This window comes from Streptomyces sp. NPDC053750 (assembly GCF_044544295.1).
Lineage (GTDB): Bacteria > Actinomycetota > Actinomycetes > Streptomycetales > Streptomycetaceae > Streptomyces.
In genome coordinates, this window is record NZ_JBITXB010000006.1 from 20,785 (window position 1) to 39,602 (window position 18,818).

Sequence of the window (18,818 nt, forward strand, 5' to 3'; positions counted from 1 at the left end):
GTTCCGCTCACCCCGGTGGGCGATTTTTGTGCACGGGAGTCGCCACCCCGGGCACGGGGCAGTCGCCCGGACGAAGCCGCCACCAGACGAAACGGAGAGCACGCGTGACGCGCAGCGTGTACGTGACCGGTATCGACCGCGGCGACGGCCGCCAGGTCGTCGAGCTGGGGGTGATGGAGCTCCTGACCCGGCAGGTCGACCGGGTCGGCGTCTTCCGTCCCCTGGTCCACGACGGGCCGGACCGGCTCTTCGAACTGCTGCGCGCCCGCTACCGGCTGGCGCAGGACCCGGCGACCGTGTACGGCATGGACTACCAGGAGGCGTCCGCGCTCCAGGCCGAACAGGGCACGGACGAGCTGGTGTCCGCGCTGGTCGACCGCTTCCACCTGGTCGCCCGCGACTACGACGTGGTCCTCGTCCTCGGCACCGACTACGCCGACACGCAGTTCCCGGACGAGCTGTCGCTGAACGCGCGGCTCGCCAACGAGTTCGGGGCCTCGGTGCTCCCGGTGGTGGGCGGCCGCAAGCAGACCGCGGAGTCGGTGCTCGCCGAGACGGTCAACGCCTTCCGCGCCTACGACGGGCTGGGCTGCGACGTGCTGGCCATGGTGACCAACCGGGTGGCCCGCGAGGACCGGGACCGGATCGCCGAGCGGCTCGCGAACCGGCTGCCGGTGCCCTGCTGGGTCGTACCGGACGAGCCCGCCCTGTCGGCGCCGACCGTCTCGCAGATCGCGCACGCCCTCGGCGCCCGGGTGGTCCTCGGCGACGACTCCGGACTCGCCCGCGACGCGCTGGACTTCGTCTTCGGCGGGGCCATGCTGCCCAACCTGCTGGGCGCCCTGACCCCGGGCTGTCTGGTCATCACCCCCGGCGACCGCGCCGACCTGGTGGTCGGCTCGCTGGCTGCGCACAGCGCCGGCACCCCGCCGATAGCCGGCGTGCTGCTGACCCTGAACGAGGTGCCCGGCGACGGCATCCTCACCCTCGCCGCCCGCCTCGCCCCCGGTACACCGGTGCTCGCGGTGACCGGCAACAGCTTCCCCACCGCCGAGCAGCTGTTCTCCCTGGAGGGCAAGCTGAACGCGGCCACCCCGCGCAAGGCGGAGACCGCCCTCGGCCTCTTCGAGCGGCACGTCGACACCGCCGAGCTGAGCAGGCGCGTCTCCGCGCCGAGCAGCGACCGCGTCACGCCGATGATGTTCGAGCACACGCTGCTGGAGCAGGCCCGTTCCGACCTGCGCCGGGTCGTCCTCCCGGAGGGCACCGAGGAGCGGGTGCTGCACGCGGCCGAGGTGCTGCTGCGCCGGGGCGTGTGCGAGCTGACGCTGCTGGGCCCGGTCGAGCAGATCCGCAAGAAGGCCGCCGACCTGGGCATCGACCTGGAGGGCGCGCAGCTGATCGACCCCGCGGTGTCCGAGCTGCGCGACTCCTTCGCCGAGAAGTACGCGGCCCTGCGCGCCCACAAGGGCGTCACCGTGGAGCTGGCGTACGACGTCGTCTCCGACGTCAACTACTTCGGCACGCTGATGGTGCAGGAGGGGCTGGCCGACGGCATGGTGTCGGGGTCGGTGCACTCGACGGCGGCGACGATCCGTCCGGCCTTCGAGATCATCAAGACCAAGCCGGAGGCGTCGATCGTCTCCTCGGTCTTCTTCATGTGCCTGGCCGACAAGGTCCTGGTCTACGGCGACTGCGCGGTCAACCCGGACCCGAACGCCGAGCAGCTCGCCGACATCGCGACGCAGTCGGCGTCCACGGCGGCGCGGTTCGGGGTGGATCCGCGGATCGCGATGCTGTCGTACTCGACGGGCACGTCCGGTTCGGGCGCCGACGTCGACAAGGTGCGCGAGGCGACGGAGCTCGTCCGTTCGCGCCGGCCCGACCTGCGCGTCGAGGGGCCGATCCAGTACGACGCCGCCGTGGAGCCGTCGGTCGCCGCGACCAAGCTGCCCGACTCGGAGGTCGCCGGGCAGGCCAGCGTGCTGATCTTCCCCGACCTGAACACCGGCAACAACACGTACAAGGCGGTGCAGCGCTCGGCCGGCGCGATCGCCGTGGGCCCGGTCCTGCAGGGTCTGCGCAAGCCGGTCAACGACCTGTCCCGGGGAGCGCTCGTCCAGGACATCGTCAACACGGTCGCCATCACGGCGATCCAGGCCCAGCAGTCCCCCAGCGAGAAGGCGTCCGACCTGTGAGCAGCCCCACCCGTGTCCTCGTCCTCAACTCCGGCTCCTCGTCGGTGAAGTACCAGCTGCTCGACATGCGCGACCACGCGCGGCTGGCGGTGGGTCTCGTCGAGCGGATCGGTGAGGAGACCTCACGGCTCAAGCACACGCCGACGGGTGGCGAGACGCGTGGGTGGAGCGGGTCCGTGCCCGACCACGACGCCGCGCTGAAGGCGGTGGCGGCGGAGCTGGCCAAGGACGGCCTCGGCCTGGACTCGCCGGACCTGGCCGCGATCGGGCACCGGGTGGTGCACGGCGGTCTGAGGTTCAGCGAGCCGACCGTGGTGGACGACGCCGTGCTCGCCGAGATCGAGCGGCTGGTGCCGGTCGCCCCGCTGCACAATCCGGCCAACCTCACCGGCATCCGCACCGCGCAGGCGCTGCGCCCGGACCTGCCGCAGGTCGCCGTCTTCGACACGGCGTTCCACACGACGATGCCGGAGTCCGCGGCCCGCTACGCCATCGACGTCGAGACGGCCGACGCGCACCGCATCCGGCGCTACGGCTTCCACGGCACCTCGCACGCCTACGTCTCCCGTGAGACCGCGAAGCTGCTGGGCAGGGCGCCCGAGGACGTGAACGTCATCGTGCTGCACCTGGGCAACGGGGCGTCCGCCTCGGCGGTGCGGGGCGGCCGGTGCGTGGACACCTCCATGGGTCTGACGCCTTTGGAGGGGCTCGTGATGGGTACGCGCTCGGGAGACATGGACCCGGCCGTCATCTTCCATTTGATGCGTGTTGGTGAAATGTCCGCCGACGAGATCGACACTCTTCTCAACAAGAGGAGTGGTCTGATCGGACTGTGCGGCGACAACGACATGCGGGAGATCCGCCGCCGTGTGGACGCCGGTGACGAGCGGGCGCGGCTGGCCTTCGACATCTACATTCACCGGTTGAAGAAGTACATCGGCGCCTATTACGCCGTTTTGGGGCGGGTGGACGCGGTGGCCTTCACGGCCGGGGTCGGCGAGAACTCGGCGCCGGTGCGGGAGGCCGCCGTGGCGGGCCTGGAGGGGCTGGGCCTGGCGGTCGACCCCGAGCTGAACGCCGTACGCGGTGACGGGGCGCGGCTGATATCGCCCGCGGACGCCCGGGTGGCGGTGGCGGTGGTGCCGACGGACGAGGAAATGGAGATCGCGACACAGACCTACGCGCTGGTAAATGATTCGGGGAATCTCACCTGAGCGGCATCCCGCCCTTTTGTATTTTCCGCCAGACGGAATATTCCGCGCCGAAACAAACCGATAGGATGGCCCCCATGCGCCGTTCGAAAATCGTCTGTACTCTCGGCCCCGCGGTCGACTCCCACGAGCAGCTCGTCGCTCTGATCGAAGCCGGCATGAACGTGGCCCGCTTCAACTTCAGCCACGGCACCCACGCCGAGCACCAGGGCCGTTACGACCGGGTCCGGGCCGCCGCCAAGGAGACCGGCCGGGCCATCGGTGTCCTCGCCGACCTGCAGGGCCCGAAGATCCGCCTGGAGACCTTCGCCGAGGGTCCCGTCGAGCTGGTGCGGGGTGACGAGTTCACCATCACCACCGAGGACGTGCCGGGCGACCGGACGATCTGCGGCACGACGTACAAGGGCCTGCCCGGCGACGTGACCAAGGGCGACCAGGTCCTCATCAACGACGGCAACGTCGAGCTGAAGGTCACCGAGGTCGAGGGCCCCCGGGTCAGGACGATCGTCATCGAGGGCGGCGTCATCTCCGACCACAAGGGCATCAACCTGCCCGGCGCGGCGGTGAACGTCCCCGCGCTGTCCGAGAAGGACGTCGAGGACCTCCGCTTCGCGCTGCGCATGGGCTGCGACCTGGTCGCCCTCTCCTTCGTCCGGGACGCCAAGGACGTCGCCGACGTCCACCGCGTGATGGACGAGGAGGGCCGCCGCGTCCCCGTGATCGCCAAGGTGGAGAAGCCGCAGGCGGTCGAGAACATGGAGGACGTCGTGATGGCGTTCGACGGCGTGATGGTCGCCCGTGGCGACCTGGCCGTCGAGTACCCGCTCGAGAAGGTCCCCATGGTGCAGAAGCGCCTGATCGAGCTGTGCCGGCGCAACGCCAAGCCGGTGATCGTGGCGACGCAGATGATGGAGTCGATGATCACCAACTCCCGGCCGACCCGCGCCGAGGCCTCCGACGTGGCCAACGCGATCCTGGACGGCGCGGACGCGGTCATGCTGTCGGCCGAGTCGTCGGTGGGCGCGTACCCGATCGAGACCGTGAAGACGATGTCGAAGATCGTCACGGCGGCCGAGCAGGAGCTGCTGTCCAAGGGCCTGCAGCCGCTGGTGCCGGGCAAGAAGCCGCGCACGCAGGGCGGTTCGGTGGCCCGTGCCGCCGCCGAGATCGCCGACTTCCTCGGCGGCAAGGGCCTGGTGGCCTTCACCCAGTCCGGTGACACGGCCCGCCGGCTCTCGCGCTACCGCGCGACCCAGCCGATCCTCGCCTTCACCACCGACGAGTCCACCCGCAACCAGCTGGCGCTCAGCTGGGGCGTGGAGCCGCACGTGGTGCCGTTCGTGAACACCACCGACGAGATGGTCGACCTGGTGGACCAGGAGACGGTCCGCCTCGGCCGGTTCAACGACGGCGACATCGTCGTGATCACCGCCGGCTCGCCCCCCGGCGTCCCCGGCACCACCAACATGGTCCGCGTCCACCACCTGGGCGAGACCCGACGCGGCTGACCCCCGCGCGCACGGCCGCTGTACGGCGCCGAGGGCGCCCCCTGTCGCAGGGGGCGCCCTCGGCGTGTGTGCGGCTCCCGAACGGGCCTGTGGGCGGGCTCAGTCGGTGACGTACTGCTGCAGCCCGGGGACGTGCAGGGTGCCGCCGAACTGACCGGCCTGGACCACCGTCACCTTCGTGAAGTAGATCAGCGGGATGTCCAGCGGCGGCGGGTGCTCCGGGTCGAAAGTGATCGGGATCAGCCCGAGCAGGTTGCCCGAGATGCTCTCGGTGTACATCACCGTGTCGCCGTCGCGGATCGTGGACGTCGAGCCCTTGGCCGCCTGCACGTGGTAGGTCTTGCCGTTCGGCTCGTCCTTCACCGTCTGGTGCAGGTCGCCGATGTCGGTGCCGTTGGACACGACGTACTTCAGCACCTTCTTGGTGGTGCCGTTGGCCGTCCGCACCTCGACGATGCCCTTGTAGGAGGCGCCCTTCAGCGTCAGCGAGCTGGCGTTGAGCCGCCAGGGCTCGTCGGGCAGGAGGATGGCGTTGTCGATGCCGCCCTTCTCGTCCGTGGCGACCGGGCAGTCCTCCGGGTCGGCGGACGCGCTCTCCGACGGGTCGGGGGAGGCGGTGGCGTCGTCGCCCGCCTCTTCGGACTCCTCGGACTCCTTCGCCTCCTCGGCGGCCTCCTTCGTCGCCTCCGCCGCCTTCTCGACGGTCTCCTCGGTGTCCCCGGCCGCCCCGGAGGCCGCGTCGGTCGTGTCCTCCACGGCGCCCTTGGCCGTGTCGGTGACCTTCCCGGTCGTGTCCTTCACGGCGTCGGACGCCGAGGCCGAGGGGGTCGGCGTGGGGCTCGGGCTCTCCTCGGCCTGCCGGCCGCCGGTGAAGATGCCCTCGATGGCGTCGCCGAGGCCCTCGAGCAGGCCGGCGCTCTCGCTCGCGGACGGCGAGGGGGACGCCGCCTCCTGGCTCTGCGCCTCCTTCGACGCGGAGGGGGCCGGGGCGGCCTCGTCGTCGGAACCTGAATCCGACGAAGAGGACGAACCCGTGGCCTTGGCGTCCGAGTCCTTCGCGTCCGTGTCCTTCGCGTCCGTATCCTTGGCCCCGGAGTCCGTCGAGGAGGCGGAGGGGTCCGGCTCCTCGGCGTCGTCCTTGGCCTCCTCCTTGGCGTTCCCGGTCTTCTCGGACGCCGAAGCCGAAGGCTCGGGGGACTCGGAGGACTTCTCCTCGGCATCCTCCAGGAGGGCCATGCAGGCCTTGTACTCCTCGGCCGTCAGGCTGTTGGCCGGCGGCGCCCCGTCGTTGCCGTCGGCGAGCGCCAGCGTCGGCGTGAACCCCATCCCCATGAGGACCGCCGTCGGCATCGCGGCCAGGGCTATCGCCTTGCCCCTGGGCACGTGGAACCTGGTGAAGAGCGGCTTCTTGGGGGCCGCGTGGCGCGGCCCTGTTCTCACTCGGCGGAAAGCATCGGCACTCTGGTCGCGGAGCTCGTCAGCCGACACGGTACCCCCCGGTGCGCTCCGCGGCCCGGGGCCCGTCCGCCTCCCCGGTGTCGCCGGCCTCGTACGACGCGTGCGGCTCCGATGCCGTGGCGTCGGCGCCCGCCGGAAGGTCCTTCGCGGCCCCTTCTCCCGCGGGCCCGTCGGAGGCGTCCGGCTCACCCGGCTCCTCGGGCTTCGCCCTGCCGGGCGCCCAGGAGACGGCGAGCGCACCGCCGATCAGCGCCAGCAGGAAGCCGATCAGGAAGCCGCCAATGTTGGACACCACCAGGGACACCAGTGCGAGGAGGATCGCCGCGACACCCGCGAAGATCCGGGTCGCCGCCTGGAACCACATCGTCAGCCCCAGCGTGATGAGCAGCACGCCGATGATCAGCGAGCCCGCGCCGGCGGTCGTCGCCATGGCGATCGACATGTTGCCCAGCTTGAGCGTGGCGTAGGGGAAGTAGGCGATGGGCACCCCGCCCAGCAGGGTCAGCAGACCCGCCCAGAATGGCCGGCTGCCCCGCCAGGCGCGGAATCGCAGACGCAGCCGGGTGAAGTTCCCGGCGCTCTGGACCGGAGTCTCGGCACTCATGGAAAACAGCTCCCTGGTCCGGTGAACGTACGTATCGGCTCGGCCTAGGCATGGAGAAGCCGGAAAGGTCTGGTTGTGTGCGAGCACCCGCTGCGCGGCAGCGGGGCGGTGTGCGGGGGCGGGGAAGCGGTCGCCTCCCCGCCCCTCCCCGGCAGCTCAGCAGGCCGAGGACACCTCACGGGCGAAGGCCCGTCAGAAGCACTCCATCTTGGGGTCCGCGCCGAGGCGCATCTTCAGGCCGCTGAGCTTGAAGGTGCCGGCCGTGGTCGCCCACGCCGTCTGCTCGACGCCCCTGAGGTCCGCCTTCTCCGCCTGCTGGGCGAAGGCACCGGGCTTGACGCTCGGGTCCTTCAGCGCCGGGCCGCGGGTCTTGTCCCCAGCCGCCACACCGATGTCGATGTTGGTGAAGGTGGCGTCGGCGTCGAGCTGAGCGACGTCGATGTAGAGGTTCTTGGCCTCGACCTTGTGGTCCTTGTCCGGACCCGCCTCAAGACGGAGGTAGATCGACTTCCCTATGAGGGGAATCTCCGTCTTGACGGACTGGCACATCTTGGTGATCTCGGCACGGTCGAACGACGAGATCGCGACCGGGCGCTGGGTCTTCTTGTCACCCTCGGTCGAGGTGTAGCCGGAGTCGAGACCGCCGTACTGGGCGAAGCCCCATCCCTCGAGATGTTCGGCCTTGACCTTGAACTCCTGGCCGGAGACGCTGAACGACGCCGCGAGGGCACCCTGCGCCAGTCCGATACCCACACACGCCGTGGCGGCCACGCTGGGCACCATGACCACAGCGAACCGCTTCCATCTGGTCCCGCCACGCACCTGGGACTCCATATTTCCTCCTTCTCGGACGTACATCTCCTGGCCTCGGCCCGCCTCCGGGATCGGCGGCTCGGCCTGGCAGGGATGGGAGAAGTGCTACGTCCTCGGGAAGGAGAGCGCCCGAGCTCGACGGCACGTAAACGCGCCCGAATCACCGGCGATCACCCCCGAGCGACAACCACTGGTCGCGCCTGACACGCATCACGCACAACCCTGCTGGACAGGCTTCGCCGGGTGGGCGAAGACCCCCCTGCCCAAGAGCCGGCTCCACTGCCGCCGGCTCTACTCGGTGGGGACCCAGGAAGCCCCGCGACCCGACTGGCTTTCGGGGTGCGGGAATGGACCGAGCGTCGCCGATCGTGGTGCATTCTCGCCGTCGACACAAGGGGGTTCGTTACTCACTAGTAACGGCCGGATAACCACGGCACGACGCACCGGCCCCGAACGGCGACGCTGGGTGTGCCACCGGGGCGGAACAAAACTATTGATCGCTGGACAGAATCCGACAGATCGACGCCGCTCGCCCGTCACCGACTTACTGGCAGTAACAGCGGCCGCGATTACCAAGATTTGGTAAAGCGCGGCCGCACTGGCGTCACGTCGACAGCTCCTTCACACGGGTACCACCCGCCGACCGGTCGCGGACCGGTCGCCCGAAGGGGCCGAAACCGGCTCAGAACAACGCGCGGGCGAGCGCCCTGCGTGCCGCGGCCACCCGCGGGTCCTCCGCGCCGACCACCTCGAACAGCTCCAGCAGCCGCAGCCGTACGGCGTCCCGCTCGTCGCCCGCCGTCACGCGCACCGTGTCGATGAGGCGCCCGAAGGCGTCCTCCACATGACCGCCCACCAGGTCCAGGTCGGCGGCGGCGATCTGCGCCTGGGCGTCGCCCGGCTTGTCGGCCGCTTCCTGACGCACCCGCTGCGGGTCGGCGTTCTGCACGCGCTGGAGCAACTCGGCCTGCGCCAGACCCAGTTTGGCCTCGGTGTTACCGGGGTCCTCGGCCAGCACGTTCTTGTACGCCTGGACGGCGCCGCCCAGATCACCCGCGTCCAGCGCCTGCACGGCGGCCTCGAGCGCCGCGTCGTGCGGCCCGGCCGGACGCTCGGGGGCGGCGGCGGACCGGTCCCCCGGCTCCGCCTCGGGGTCGACGGCGAGACCGGTCAGACCGAAGCGCTCCTCGGCGACCTGCACCAACTGGTCCAGGGTCTGACGGATCTGCGCCTCACCGGCGGCACCCTGGAAGAGCGGCAGCGCCTGACCGGCGACGACCGCGAACACGGCCGGGATCCCCTGGACGCCGAACTGCTGCATCAGCATCTGGTTGGCGTCGACGTCGATCTTGGCGAGGAGGAAGCGCCCGTTGTACTCGACGGCGAGCCGCTCCAGGACCGGGCTCAACTGCTTGCAGGGCTCGCACCACTCGGCCCAGAAGTCGATGACGACCGGAACCTCGGTGGACCGCTGCAGGACATCACTCTCGAAGCCGGCCTCGTCGACGTCGATGACGAGATCGGCCGGGGAGACGGCCCCCGCCCCACCGTGCCGGGCCGCCTCGGCGCGCGCCTGCTCCGCCTTCGCCTTGGCCTCCTGGGCCGCCTTCACCGCGGCGAGGTCGACGACCCCGCTCATGGACATGTTCCGTGGCTGCATGGGCCTATCCTCCCCCGTACTCCGCGCGTGCGTGAAAAGCGGGTCGAAAAGCCCGCCCTGAAGTGTTCGTCTGCAGTGTTCGCTCGGCGCCGGGTCCCCACCCGCGCCCGTGGTCGTCGCTGGGGCACGGGTGGAACCCACGCCTTTCGCTACGACCCGTAGCGTAATGCCATCAGAGGCCGCCGGAACACCCCGCTCCAGTGATCTCCCTCACGGACGGCGATGCGGAACCGGCCCGTTAGGGTCGGGGGATGCAGAGCAGCCCACCCGCCGGCCGTACCGGACGCCCGCGCAGCGCCGCGGCGGACGCCGCGATCCTGGCCGCGACGCGGGCGGCACTGGTCGACCTGGGCTGGTCGAAGCTCACCCTGGGAGACGTCGCGACGCGCGCCGGGGTTGCCAAGACGACGCTCTATCGTCGCTGGGCGGGCAAGAACGAGCTGGTGGTCGACGCGGTGGCGGAGCTCTTCGACGAGCTCGAACTCCCCGACCGCGGCTGTCTCGCCGCCGACATCGAGGGCGTGGTGCTCCAGTTCGCGGCGATCCTGGCCCGCCCGGAGGCCAAGAGCGGCCTGATGGCGGTGGTCGCCGAGTCCACCCGCGACGACGCCCTGCGCGAGCGCATCCGCACGTCGATCGTCGAGCGGCAGAAACGCCTGGTGCTGGAGGGCAGGGCCCGCGCCCAGACCAGGGGCGAGCTGCCCCCCGAGCCGGACGCGGCGGAGGCGGCCCGCACCGTCGACCTCATCTTCGACGTGGTCGCGGGCGCGGTGGTGCACCGCACCCTGGTCAGCGCGGAGCCGGCGGACGGGGAATGGGTGCGCGATCTCACACGGGTACTGCTGTGGGGCCTCACCACCGGACAACCCGAACCACCGGAGCCCCCGGCGGGTGACCTTCCAGCCGGCGCCTAGAACCCCGCCGGCTCCGTGTACACCCCCCACTCCTCCCGCAGTACCCCACAGATCTCACCCAGCGTCGCCTCCGCCCGCACGGCGTCCAGCATCGGCTCGATCATGTTCCCGCCGGAGCGCGCCGCGGCCAGCATGCCGTCCAGCGCGGCCCGCACGGCCGCGTCGTCGCGGGCGGCCTTGCGCTCGCCCAGCACCCGCACCTGCTCCCGCTCGACCTCGTGGCTGACCCGCAGGATCTCCAGGTCACCGGTGACGGACCCGGTGTGGACGTTGACACCGACGACCTTCTTGTCGCCCTTCTCCAGCGCCTGCTGGTACCGGAAGGCCGACTCGGCGATCTCGCCGGTGAACCAGCCGTCCTCGATGCCGCGCAGGATGCCGGAGGTGATCGGCCCGATGGGGTGCTGCCCGTCGGGGTGGGCCCTGAGCCCCCGCTCCCTTATCTGCTCGAAGATCTTCTCCGCGTCGGCCTCGATCCGGTCCGTCAGCTGCTCGACGAACCAGGAACCGCCCAGCGGATCGGCGACGCCCGCGACACCGGTCTCCTCCATCAGCACCTGCTGGGTGCGCAGGGCGATCTCGGCGGCCTGCTCGCTGGGCAGGGCGAGGGTCTCGTCGAGCGCGTTGGTGTGCAGGGAGTTCGTCCCGCCGAGCACCGCCGCCAGCGCCTCCACGGCCGTACGCACCACGTTGTTGTACGGCTGCTGCGCGGTCAGTGAGACACCGGCGGTCTGGGTGTGGAAGCGCAGCCACTGCGCCTTGTCGGACCGCGCGCCGTACACGTCCCGCATCCACCGCGCCCAGATCCTGCGCGCCGCGCGGAACTTGGCGATCTCCTCGAAGAAGTCGACGTGCGCGTCGAAGAAGAAGGAGAGACCGGGCGCGAAGACGTCCACGTCCAGCCCGCGCGAGAGCCCCAGCTCCACGTACCCGAAGCCGTCCGCCAGCGTGTACGCCAGCTCCTGCGCGGCCGTCGCGCCCGCCTCGCGGATGTGGTACCCGGAGACCGACAGCGGCTTGTAGGCGGGGATGCCGGCCGCGCAGTACTCCATCAGGTCGCCGATCAGACGCAGGTGCGGCTCGGGCTGGAAGAGCCACTCCTTCTGGGCGATGTACTCCTTGAAGATGTCGGTCTGCAGCGTGCCGTTCAGGACGGACGCGTCGACGCCCTGCCGCTCGGCGGCGACCAGGTACATGCAGAACACGGGCACGGCCGGCCCGCTGATCGTCATGGAGGTCGTCACGTCCCCGAGCGGGATGTCCTTGAACAGCACCTCCATGTCGGCGGCCGAGTCGATGGCGACGCCGCAGTGCCCGACCTCGCCGAGCGAGCGCGGGTCGTCGGAGTCGCGCCCCATCAGCGTCGGCATGTCGAAGGCGACGGACAGCCCTCCTCCGCCGTTGCGGAGGATCATCTTGTAGCGCTCGTTGGTCTGCTCGGCGTTGCCGAACCCCGCGAACTGCCGGATGGTCCAGGTGCGCCCCCGGTAGCCGGTCGGATACAGGCCGCGGGTGAAGGGGTACTCCCCCGGCCAGCCGATCCGTTCGAAGCCCTCGTAGGCGTCCCCGGGCCGGGGCCCGTACACCGGCTCCACCGGATCGCCGGAGAGCGTGGTGAAGTCGGCGTCGCGCTTGCGCGCCGCGTCGTACCGGGCCTGCCACCGAAGGCGGCCTTCCTCAATGGCGTCAGCGTCCATACCTTCGAATTTACTAGGACGTCCAAGTAAATGTCGATGGGGGACCGCCGTACGGGTGTCCGTACGGCGGTGGGGTCAGGCCTTGGCGGGCGCCGGCTCGGCCCCGGCGACCTTCGCGTCCAGCTCCTGGCTGATCCGACGCTCCACGAAGAAGGCGGCCGTCGGAACGGTCCCGGCGAGCAGCACCCAGAGCTGCTTCTTCACCGGCCACTTCGCCTTGGACCCCAGGTCGAAGGCGAAGATGAGATAGACGACGTACAGCCAGCCGTGGGCGATGCTGACGACCTGGGTGAAGTCGGCGGCGCCGTCCATCTTCAGGGCGTACTTGGCGATCATGCCAAGGCACAGCGCGATCAGCAGCACACCGGTGACGTACGCCATGACCCGGTAGCGGGTCAGCACGCTCTTTTTCATGCGTACGAGCGTAACCGCCCGTTTCGCGCGATCTTGCGGCGACCCCACCGACGCGCCCGGGGCGTCGCTCACTCCTCCTCGAAGTCCCCCGCGGCGACCCGCAGCGGCCGGAGCATCGCGAAGATCTCGGCGCACTCCTCGGCGTCGTACGCGCCCAGGCCGAAGTCCATCGCCATCAGGTCGCGCGTGGCCGACTCGACGACCTCGCGGCCCTTGTCGGTGATGGAGGCGAGCGTGCCGCGGCCGTCGTTGGGGTTGGGGCGCTTGTCGACCAGGCCGGACCTCACCAGCCGGTCGACGGTGTTCGTCACGGAGGTGGGGTGCACCATGAGGCGCTCGCCGATCTTGGACATCGGCAGCTCGCCCGACTTGGAGAAGGTGAGCAGCACCAGCGCCTCGTAGCGCGCGAAGGTCAGCCCGTACGGCTTGACCACGGCGTCGACCTCGGCCAGCAGGATCTGGTGCGCCCGCATGATCGAGGTGATCGCCGCCATGGAGGGCACGCCGCCCCAGCGCTGCTTCCAGAGTTCGTCGGCGCGGGCGATGGGGTCGAAGGAGAGACTGAGGGGCTTCGGCACGGCATCAGACCTTACCGGCCGGTCACATCCCGGTCAGCCCCGTCTCGCCCTTCGGTACCACCGCCCGCGGCACACGGCTACTCTGCGAGGTGCCGCTCCACCGTCTCGACCTTCGACGTGAGGCCGTCCGTCACGCCGGGGCGGATGTCCGCCTTGAGGACGAGGGAGACGCGCGGCGCCCGGGCCTCGACGGCGGCGACGGCTCGGCGGACGACGTCCATGACCTCGTCCCACTCGCCCTCGACGGACGTGAACATCGCGTCGGTGCGGTTCGGCAGGCCGGACTCGCGGACCACCCGGACGGCGTCGGCGACGTACTCCCCCACGTCCTCGCCGACGCCGAGCGGGGTCACCGAGAAGGCGATGATCATGCGTTGACGATCCCTTCCTGGCGGGCGCGGGAGGCGATGACCGCGCTCTCGGCCTCACGCTTGAGCTTGCGCTCGGCGAAGAAGCCGCCGGTCGGCAGGACCGACATCACGAAGTAGAAGGCGGCGGTGCCGAAGGACCACTTGGCGCGGTTCCAGGCATCCGCCCAGAAGAGCACGTACACGACGAAGAGGAAGCCGTGGACCGCTCCCATCACCGGCACCGCGTTGAAGTCCGTGGTCCGCTTCAGTACGGAGCAGACGAGCAGCAGGAGGAACGAGATCGCCTCGGGGCCGGAGACCAGGCGGAGGCGGCGGAGGGCGGAGGCGGTCTTGAGGTCCACGGGTCACCTTCGGTGGGAGAGGGGTCGGTACTCGGGGCGCGCCGACGAGCCGGCGGTTTGTGAACGTGCGCACAAGCGCGTGTCCATTGTGGCAAACCCCCGACGCGCCCGGGTGAGGGGGTCGGAGCACTGTCGGCAGCCCGGTCCGGCGGGCTACCTTCCCATTTGTGGCGATGTTCCGACTTCAAGGCAGCAGGGTCCTCGCCGTCGACATGACCGGAGACGCCGTGAAGGCGAAGAACGGCTCGATGGTCGCGTACGACGGGGAGATGGCCTTCAAGAAGCTGAGCGGCGGCGGTGAGGGGATCCGGGGGATGGTGACCCGGCGGATCACCGGTGAGCAGATGACGGTGATGGAGGTGAAGGGGCAGGGGACCTGCTGGTTCGCGGACCGGGCCTCGGAGATCACTCTCGTGGGTCTCCAGGGCGACAAGCTGTACGTGGAGTCCAGCAACTTCCTGGCGGCGGACGCCGGGCTGCGGACCGGCACCAGTTTCACGGGCGCGCGCGGCGCCTCGCAGGGCAACGGGCTGTTCACCACGACCATCGAGGGGCACGGGCAGGCGGCGATCATGTCGGACGGTCCGGCGGTGGTGCTGCGGGTCAGCGCGCAGTACCCGCTGACCGTCGACCCGGGGGCGTACGTGGCGCACCAGGGGAACCTGCGGCAGTCCTTCCAGTCGGGTGTGACGTTCCGCACGCTGTTCGGGGAGGGCGGCGGAGAGGCCTTCCAGATCCGCTTCGAGGGCGACGGACTGGTGTACGTGCAGCCGAGCGAGCGGAACACGATCGCGGGGGATGTCTGACCATGGCCTTCCAGGAGATCAATTCCAAGATGGTCCGGGCGGACGTCTCGCCCGGGCAGCGGCTGTTCAGTCAGCGCGGCGCGATGCTCGCGTACCAGGGTGAGGTGTCCTTCACTCCGAACCTGCGGGGCGGGCAGGGCGGTGTCATGTCGATGATCGGCCGCCGGGTGGCGAACGAGGACACCCCGCTGATGACCGTCGAGGGCAGCGGCACGGTGTTCTTCGGGCACGGGGGCCATCACGTGCAGGTGATCAACCTCTCCGGCGACACGCTGTACGTGGAGGCGGACCGGCTCCTCGCCTTCGAGGGCACTCTGGAGCAGGGCACGGTGTTCCTGGGCTCGCAGGGCGGGGTGATGGGCATGGTGCGCGGGCAGGTCAGCGGGCAGGGGCTGTTCACGACGACGCTCAGGGGCCACGGCTCGGTGGCGGTGATGGCCCACGGGGGCGTCTTCGAGGTCCCCATCACCCCGCAGCGGCCGGTGCGCGTCGACCCGCAGGCCTACGTCGCCCACCACGGGGACGTGCGCAACAAGCTGTCCACGGCGCTGGGCTGGCGGGACATGGTGGGGCGAGGCTCCGGCGAGGCGTTCCAGCTGGAGCTCAGCGGCAGCGGCACGGTGTTCGTCCAGGCGTCCGAGGAGAAACTGTGAGCACGGTTCACCACGACCCGGCGACGCTGCCGGCCGACGACAACGTCAACGCGTACACCTTCTGCGTGGAGCTCAAGGGGAGCCAGTGGTTCCTGCAGAAGGGGAAGATGATCGCCTACTACGGGTCGATCGAGTTCAACGGGGTGGGGCACGGTCGGCTGGACCGTCTGGTGCGTACGTCCTTCCATTCGCCTCTGCACGCGAGCGACTGGGTCGTGGCCGAGGGCTCGGGCAAGATGCTCCTCGCCGACCGGGCCTTCGAGGTGAATTCGTATGACCTCGAAGACGGCAACCTGACCATTCGCTCGGGCAACCTGCTCGCTTTTCAGCCAAGTCTCGCCCTCAAGCAGTCGATCGTGCCGGGATTCCTGACGCTGATCGGAACCGGAAAGTTCGTGGCCGCGTCGAACGGTCCGGTGGTGTTCATGGAACCCCCGATCCGGGTCGACCCGCAGGCCCTGGTCGGCTGGGCCGACTGCCCGTCGCCGTGCCATCACTACGACCACGGCTACATGACCGGCCTGCTGGGCGGTCTACGTGCCATGACGGGCCTCGGCGGGGCCTCCGGGGAGGAGCACCAGTTCGAGTTCGTCGGGGCGGGGACGGTGCTGCTGCAGTCGAGCGAGACACTGATGAAGGGGCAGGCCGTGGGAGCTCCTCCGCAGCAGGCGGGGGTGCCCGGCGGCGGAGCGTCCGCCGGGCCGGGAGGGCGGTCCGGGGTACCGGGGCTTCCCGGACAGCTGGGAGACCTCCAGCGCCGCTTCGGGCTGTGAGCGGTAATCTGCGGAGTGTGACATCGAACGCGTGCGCACCGTCACCGTCACGAACCCCTCACTAGTTCGCCTTTCAACCTTTTAGGTAGACTTCATTCATGGAGACCGAGACGGCCACCCGCTGGCTGACCGATACGGAGCAGTGTGCTTGGCGCACCCACCTGGAGGTCAACAGGCTGTTGACGCACCAGCTCGAGAAGGACCTGCAGCCGTTCGGCCTGACAATGAACGACTACGAAATCCTGGTGAACCTCTCCGAGTCGGAGGGCGACCGCATGCGGATGAGCGACCTGGCCACCGCCACGATGCAGTCCAAGAGCCGCCTCTCCCACCAGATCACCCGCATGGAGAACGCGAACCTGGTCCGCCGGGAGAACTGCGAGTCCGACCGCCGCGGGCTCTACGCCGTGCTCACCGAGCACGGCCTGGAGACGATGCGGAAGGTCGCGCCGCACCATGTGGCCTCCGTCCGCAGGCACTTCATCGACCTGCTCGCCCCCGAGGCCCTCACCGAGCTCGACAAGGCGCTCAAGCCCATCGCGGAGCACCTGCGCGGGCAGCGCGGGCGTCCTTGACCACAGCGTTGATCACACCCTTGATCACAGCCTGGGAAACGGCCTAGGCACCCGGCAGGCGGAGCTCGAACAGGGCCCCGCCTGCCGGTGCGTCGTGGACCGTGAGCGTGCCGCCGTGGCGTACGGCGACGTCGCGGGCGATGGCCAGGCCGAGACCGGCGCCGCCGTCGTCGCGGCTGCGGGCGGCGTCGAGCCGTACGAACCGCTCGAAGATCCGCTCCCGGTCGGCGGCCGGCACACCCTCGCCGTCGTCGGCCACCGCGACCACGGCCATGTCGCCGTCCCGTCGCACGGACACCTCCACCGCCGAGCGGGCGTGCCGCTGGGCGTTGTCGAGCAGGTTGGCCAGCACCCGCCCGAGTTGTCCTCGCGACCCGGCCACGGTCACCTCCTCCTCGCCCCCCACCGTCACCCCGGCCCGGCCCCCGGCCTCCTCCCGCGCGAGCGCGGCGAGGTCGACGCGCGCGTCGGCGGGCCGCTCCCCCGCGTCCAGCCTGGCCAGCAGCAACAGGTCGGCGGCGAGGTGCTGCAGCCGTACGGTGTCCTCCACGGCGCCGTCGAGGTCGAGCAGTTCCGGGTGGGCGGCGGCCACCTCCAGCTGGGTGCGCAGCGAGGCGATCGGGCTGCGCAGCTCGTGCGAGGCGTCGGCGACGAACCGCCGCTGCCGCTCCACCGAGGCCTCGAGGGCGGCCAGCGTCTGGTTGGTGGTCGACGCCAGCCGGGCCACCTCGTCGTGGGTGCCCGGCACCGGGACGCGGCGCGCGAGGTCCTCGCTGGCGGTGATCGCGGCCATCTCGCGCCGGATGCCCTCCACCGGGCGCAGCGCACGCCGGGTGACCAGCCAGGTCACCCATGCGACGACCGCGAGCAGCACCGGGAAGCCGATCAGCATGACGGTGAGCGCGGTGTTCACGGCGCCGTGCTCGGCGGACAGGGGGGCGCCGGCCCAGACGGTGAGCCTGCCCCGGTCCTCGGTCTTCACGGGTACGGCGGCGAAGCGGTAGTCCTCCGTGTCGCCGTCGATCGTCGCCGAGCCGTCGCCGGCGGTGATCCGCTCACCGATCTCACCGGGTTCGAGGGACTCGCCGGAGTCGTCATCGTCGTCGTCCTCCCCGTCGCGGGGAGCGGCCGGCTGCGGCTTCACCGCGTCGGTGCCGGTGCCGCTGATCCGCTCGAGGTCCTCGCTGGCGGCGACCAGCCCGCCGTCCTCGTCCACGACCTGCACCGGCCGGTCGTCCACGTCCAGCGAGAGCTCGCCGTACGGCGTTCCGACGGCCAGCTCGGTGGCGACCTCCCGCGCGGAGCGCTCCGCCTGGGTGCCGGCCTCGCCGAGCAGGTTGGAGCGCAGGGACAGCAGGACGGCGGCGCCGGCCGCGACGAGGGCGACGGCGACCACGAGGGTCGCGGCGAGCGTGGCCCGGGCGCGGACCGACCCGAAGAGCCGGCTCATCGCCCGCCCTCCAGCCGGTACCCGGCGCCGCGCACGGTCCGGATGAGCCCGGCACGCAGCTTGCGCCTGAGGGCGCTGACGTACACCTCGACGATGTTGGGGTCACCGGCGTAGGCGAAGTCCCAGACGTGCTCCAGGATCTCCGCCTTGGACACGACCTGCCCGGCCCGCACCACCAACTGCTCCAGGACCGCGAACTCCTTGGCCGTGAGAGTGACTTCGGCCTCGCCGAGAAAGACCCGGCGGGCGGCGGTGTCGACCTTCAGGTCCCCGTGGACGTGCACGGGCGAGGCCCCGGCGCCCTGCGCCCGTCGCCGCAGCAGGGCCTTCACGCGCGCGACGAGGACGACGTACGAGAAGGGCTTGGTGAGGTAGTCGTCCGCGCCCGTGTCCAGTCCCTCCGCCTCGTCGTACTCGCCGTCCTTGGCGGTGAGCATCAGGATCGGCACGTCGTGCCCGGCGGCGCGCAGGGCGGCGCAGACGCGGTAGCCGTTGAGGCCGGGCAGCATGATGTCGAGGATGACGAGGTCGTACGTGCCCTCGCCGGCGCGGTGCAGTCCCTCCCGCCCGTCGTGGACGACGTCCACGGCGTAGCCCTCGGCGGTGAGGCCCTTGGCGAGCGACACGGCGAGGCGCTTCTCGTCCTCCACGATCAACAGGCGCATGGGTCAAGAGTTCCAGAGCGAAGCTGAAGACGCCTTCAGGCGGCTTCAGCCTGCCCTCAGCGTCGGTCCGAGACAGTGAAGGCGTCGATATCGAAGCGACTCGCAACGAATCGCAACGACTCGCAATGA

General features: G+C 70.4%; 19 protein-coding genes. 8 read left to right on the plus strand and 11 right to left on the minus strand.

The features are described from left to right. Positions 1-104 precede the first annotated feature (104 nt). The 3 genes from pta to pyk all read left to right on the plus strand — a co-directional run bounded on the left by pta (position 105) and on the right by pyk (position 4,917). Positions 105-2,198 carry a phosphate acetyltransferase gene (gene pta / locus ACIGO6_RS18345; protein WP_399877098.1) on the plus strand — a complete coding sequence of 698 codons (2,094 nt, stop codon included), beginning with the start codon at positions 105-107 and terminating at the stop codon, positions 2,196-2,198. After that, positions 2,195-3,412: an acetate kinase gene (locus tag ACIGO6_RS18350; RefSeq protein WP_399877101.1), complete on the plus strand. Its 1,218-nt coding sequence runs from the start codon at positions 2,195-2,197 to the stop codon at positions 3,410-3,412. Before pta ends, ACIGO6_RS18350 begins: the two co-directional genes overlap by 4 nt. A gap of 74 nt (positions 3,413-3,486) precedes the next feature. Continuing rightward, positions 3,487-4,917 (plus strand): pyruvate kinase, encoded by a 1,431-nt coding sequence (pyk, locus tag ACIGO6_RS18355; RefSeq protein WP_399877104.1) that lies wholly within the window; start codon positions 3,487-3,489, stop codon positions 4,915-4,917. Between the two features lie 99 nt (positions 4,918-5,016). Here the strand turns inward: pyk and ACIGO6_RS18360 are convergent, their stop codons facing one another. The 4 genes from ACIGO6_RS18360 to ACIGO6_RS18375 all read right to left on the minus strand — a co-directional run bounded on the left by ACIGO6_RS18360 (position 5,017) and on the right by ACIGO6_RS18375 (position 9,452). Next, positions 5,017-6,405, minus strand: coding sequence for a hypothetical protein (locus ACIGO6_RS18360; RefSeq protein WP_399877107.1), 1,389 nt, complete (start codon positions 6,403-6,405; stop codon positions 5,017-5,019). Next, positions 6,395-6,979 carry a DUF6114 domain-containing protein gene (locus ACIGO6_RS18365; RefSeq protein ID WP_399877110.1) on the minus strand — a complete coding sequence of 195 codons (585 nt, stop codon included), beginning with the start codon at positions 6,977-6,979 and terminating at the stop codon, positions 6,395-6,397. Before ACIGO6_RS18365 ends, ACIGO6_RS18360 begins: the two co-directional genes overlap by 11 nt. Positions 6,980-7,171: 192 nt before the next feature. Then, positions 7,172-7,813 (minus strand): DUF6230 family protein, encoded by a 642-nt coding sequence (locus ACIGO6_RS18370; RefSeq protein WP_399877113.1) that lies wholly within the window; start codon positions 7,811-7,813, stop codon positions 7,172-7,174. A gap of 661 nt (positions 7,814-8,474) precedes the next feature. Further along, entirely contained in the window at positions 8,475-9,452 is a 978-nt protein-coding gene (locus ACIGO6_RS18375) for a tetratricopeptide repeat protein (RefSeq protein WP_399877116.1), read from the minus strand. Between the two features lie 251 nt (positions 9,453-9,703). Between ACIGO6_RS18375 and ACIGO6_RS18380 the strand changes: the two genes are divergently transcribed. Continuing rightward, positions 9,704-10,366 carry a TetR/AcrR family transcriptional regulator gene (locus tag ACIGO6_RS18380; protein WP_399877119.1) on the plus strand — a complete coding sequence of 221 codons (663 nt, stop codon included), beginning with the start codon at positions 9,704-9,706 and terminating at the stop codon, positions 10,364-10,366. Here ACIGO6_RS18380 and ACIGO6_RS18385 read toward each other — a convergent pair. The 5 genes from ACIGO6_RS18385 to ACIGO6_RS18405 all read right to left on the minus strand — a co-directional run bounded on the left by ACIGO6_RS18385 (position 10,363) and on the right by ACIGO6_RS18405 (position 13,767). Further along, positions 10,363-12,063 carry a methylmalonyl-CoA mutase gene (locus tag ACIGO6_RS18385; protein ID WP_399877122.1) on the minus strand — a complete coding sequence of 567 codons (1,701 nt, stop codon included), beginning with the start codon at positions 12,061-12,063 and terminating at the stop codon, positions 10,363-10,365. The genes ACIGO6_RS18380 and ACIGO6_RS18385 overlap by 4 nt on opposite strands. Before the next feature lie 75 nt (positions 12,064-12,138). Then, positions 12,139-12,477: a DUF3817 domain-containing protein gene (locus tag ACIGO6_RS18390; protein WP_399877123.1), complete on the minus strand. Its 339-nt coding sequence runs from the start codon at positions 12,475-12,477 to the stop codon at positions 12,139-12,141. 68 nt (positions 12,478-12,545) lie between these two features. Further along, positions 12,546-13,055: a MarR family winged helix-turn-helix transcriptional regulator gene (locus ACIGO6_RS18395; protein WP_399877126.1), complete on the minus strand. Its 510-nt coding sequence runs from the start codon at positions 13,053-13,055 to the stop codon at positions 12,546-12,548. A 77-nt stretch (positions 13,056-13,132) separates the two neighbouring features. Next, positions 13,133-13,426, minus strand: a complete 294-nt coding sequence (locus ACIGO6_RS18400; RefSeq protein ID WP_399877129.1) for an MTH1187 family thiamine-binding protein — start codon at positions 13,424-13,426, stop codon at positions 13,133-13,135. Further along, complete coding sequence (locus ACIGO6_RS18405) at positions 13,423-13,767, minus strand: DUF3817 domain-containing protein (protein ID WP_399877132.1); 345 nt, start codon at positions 13,765-13,767, stop codon at positions 13,423-13,425. The genes ACIGO6_RS18400 and ACIGO6_RS18405 overlap by 4 nt, the downstream gene beginning before the upstream one ends. Before the next feature lie 173 nt (positions 13,768-13,940). Here ACIGO6_RS18405 and ACIGO6_RS18410 point away from each other — a divergent pair, with 173 nt between their 5' ends. The 4 genes from ACIGO6_RS18410 to ACIGO6_RS18425 all read left to right on the plus strand — a co-directional run bounded on the left by ACIGO6_RS18410 (position 13,941) and on the right by ACIGO6_RS18425 (position 16,574). Then, entirely contained in the window at positions 13,941-14,573 is a 633-nt protein-coding gene (locus ACIGO6_RS18410) for an AIM24 family protein (protein WP_399877133.1), read from the plus strand. A gap of 2 nt (positions 14,574-14,575) precedes the next feature. Beyond that, complete coding sequence (locus ACIGO6_RS18415; RefSeq protein WP_399877136.1) at positions 14,576-15,226, plus strand: AIM24 family protein; 651 nt, start codon at positions 14,576-14,578, stop codon at positions 15,224-15,226. Further along, positions 15,223-15,999, plus strand: coding sequence for an AIM24 family protein (locus tag ACIGO6_RS18420; RefSeq protein WP_399877138.1), 777 nt, complete (start codon positions 15,223-15,225; stop codon positions 15,997-15,999). Before ACIGO6_RS18415 ends, ACIGO6_RS18420 begins: the two co-directional genes overlap by 4 nt. A 98-nt stretch (positions 16,000-16,097) precedes the next feature. Further along, on the plus strand, positions 16,098-16,574 hold the full coding sequence (locus ACIGO6_RS18425; RefSeq protein ID WP_073724102.1) for a MarR family winged helix-turn-helix transcriptional regulator: 477 nt from the start codon (positions 16,098-16,100) through the stop codon (positions 16,572-16,574). A gap of 43 nt (positions 16,575-16,617) precedes the next feature. Here ACIGO6_RS18425 and ACIGO6_RS18430 read toward each other — a convergent pair whose 3' ends face one another. Together ACIGO6_RS18430 and ACIGO6_RS18435 are read right to left on the minus strand one after the other, a co-directional pair. After that, entirely contained in the window at positions 16,618-18,024 is a 1,407-nt protein-coding gene (locus tag ACIGO6_RS18430; protein ID WP_399877142.1) for an ATP-binding protein, read from the minus strand. Beyond that, positions 18,021-18,689: a response regulator transcription factor gene (locus ACIGO6_RS18435; protein ID WP_399877145.1), complete on the minus strand. Its 669-nt coding sequence runs from the start codon at positions 18,687-18,689 to the stop codon at positions 18,021-18,023. The genes ACIGO6_RS18430 and ACIGO6_RS18435 overlap by 4 nt, the downstream gene beginning before the upstream one ends. Positions 18,690-18,818: the final 129 nt, after the last annotated feature.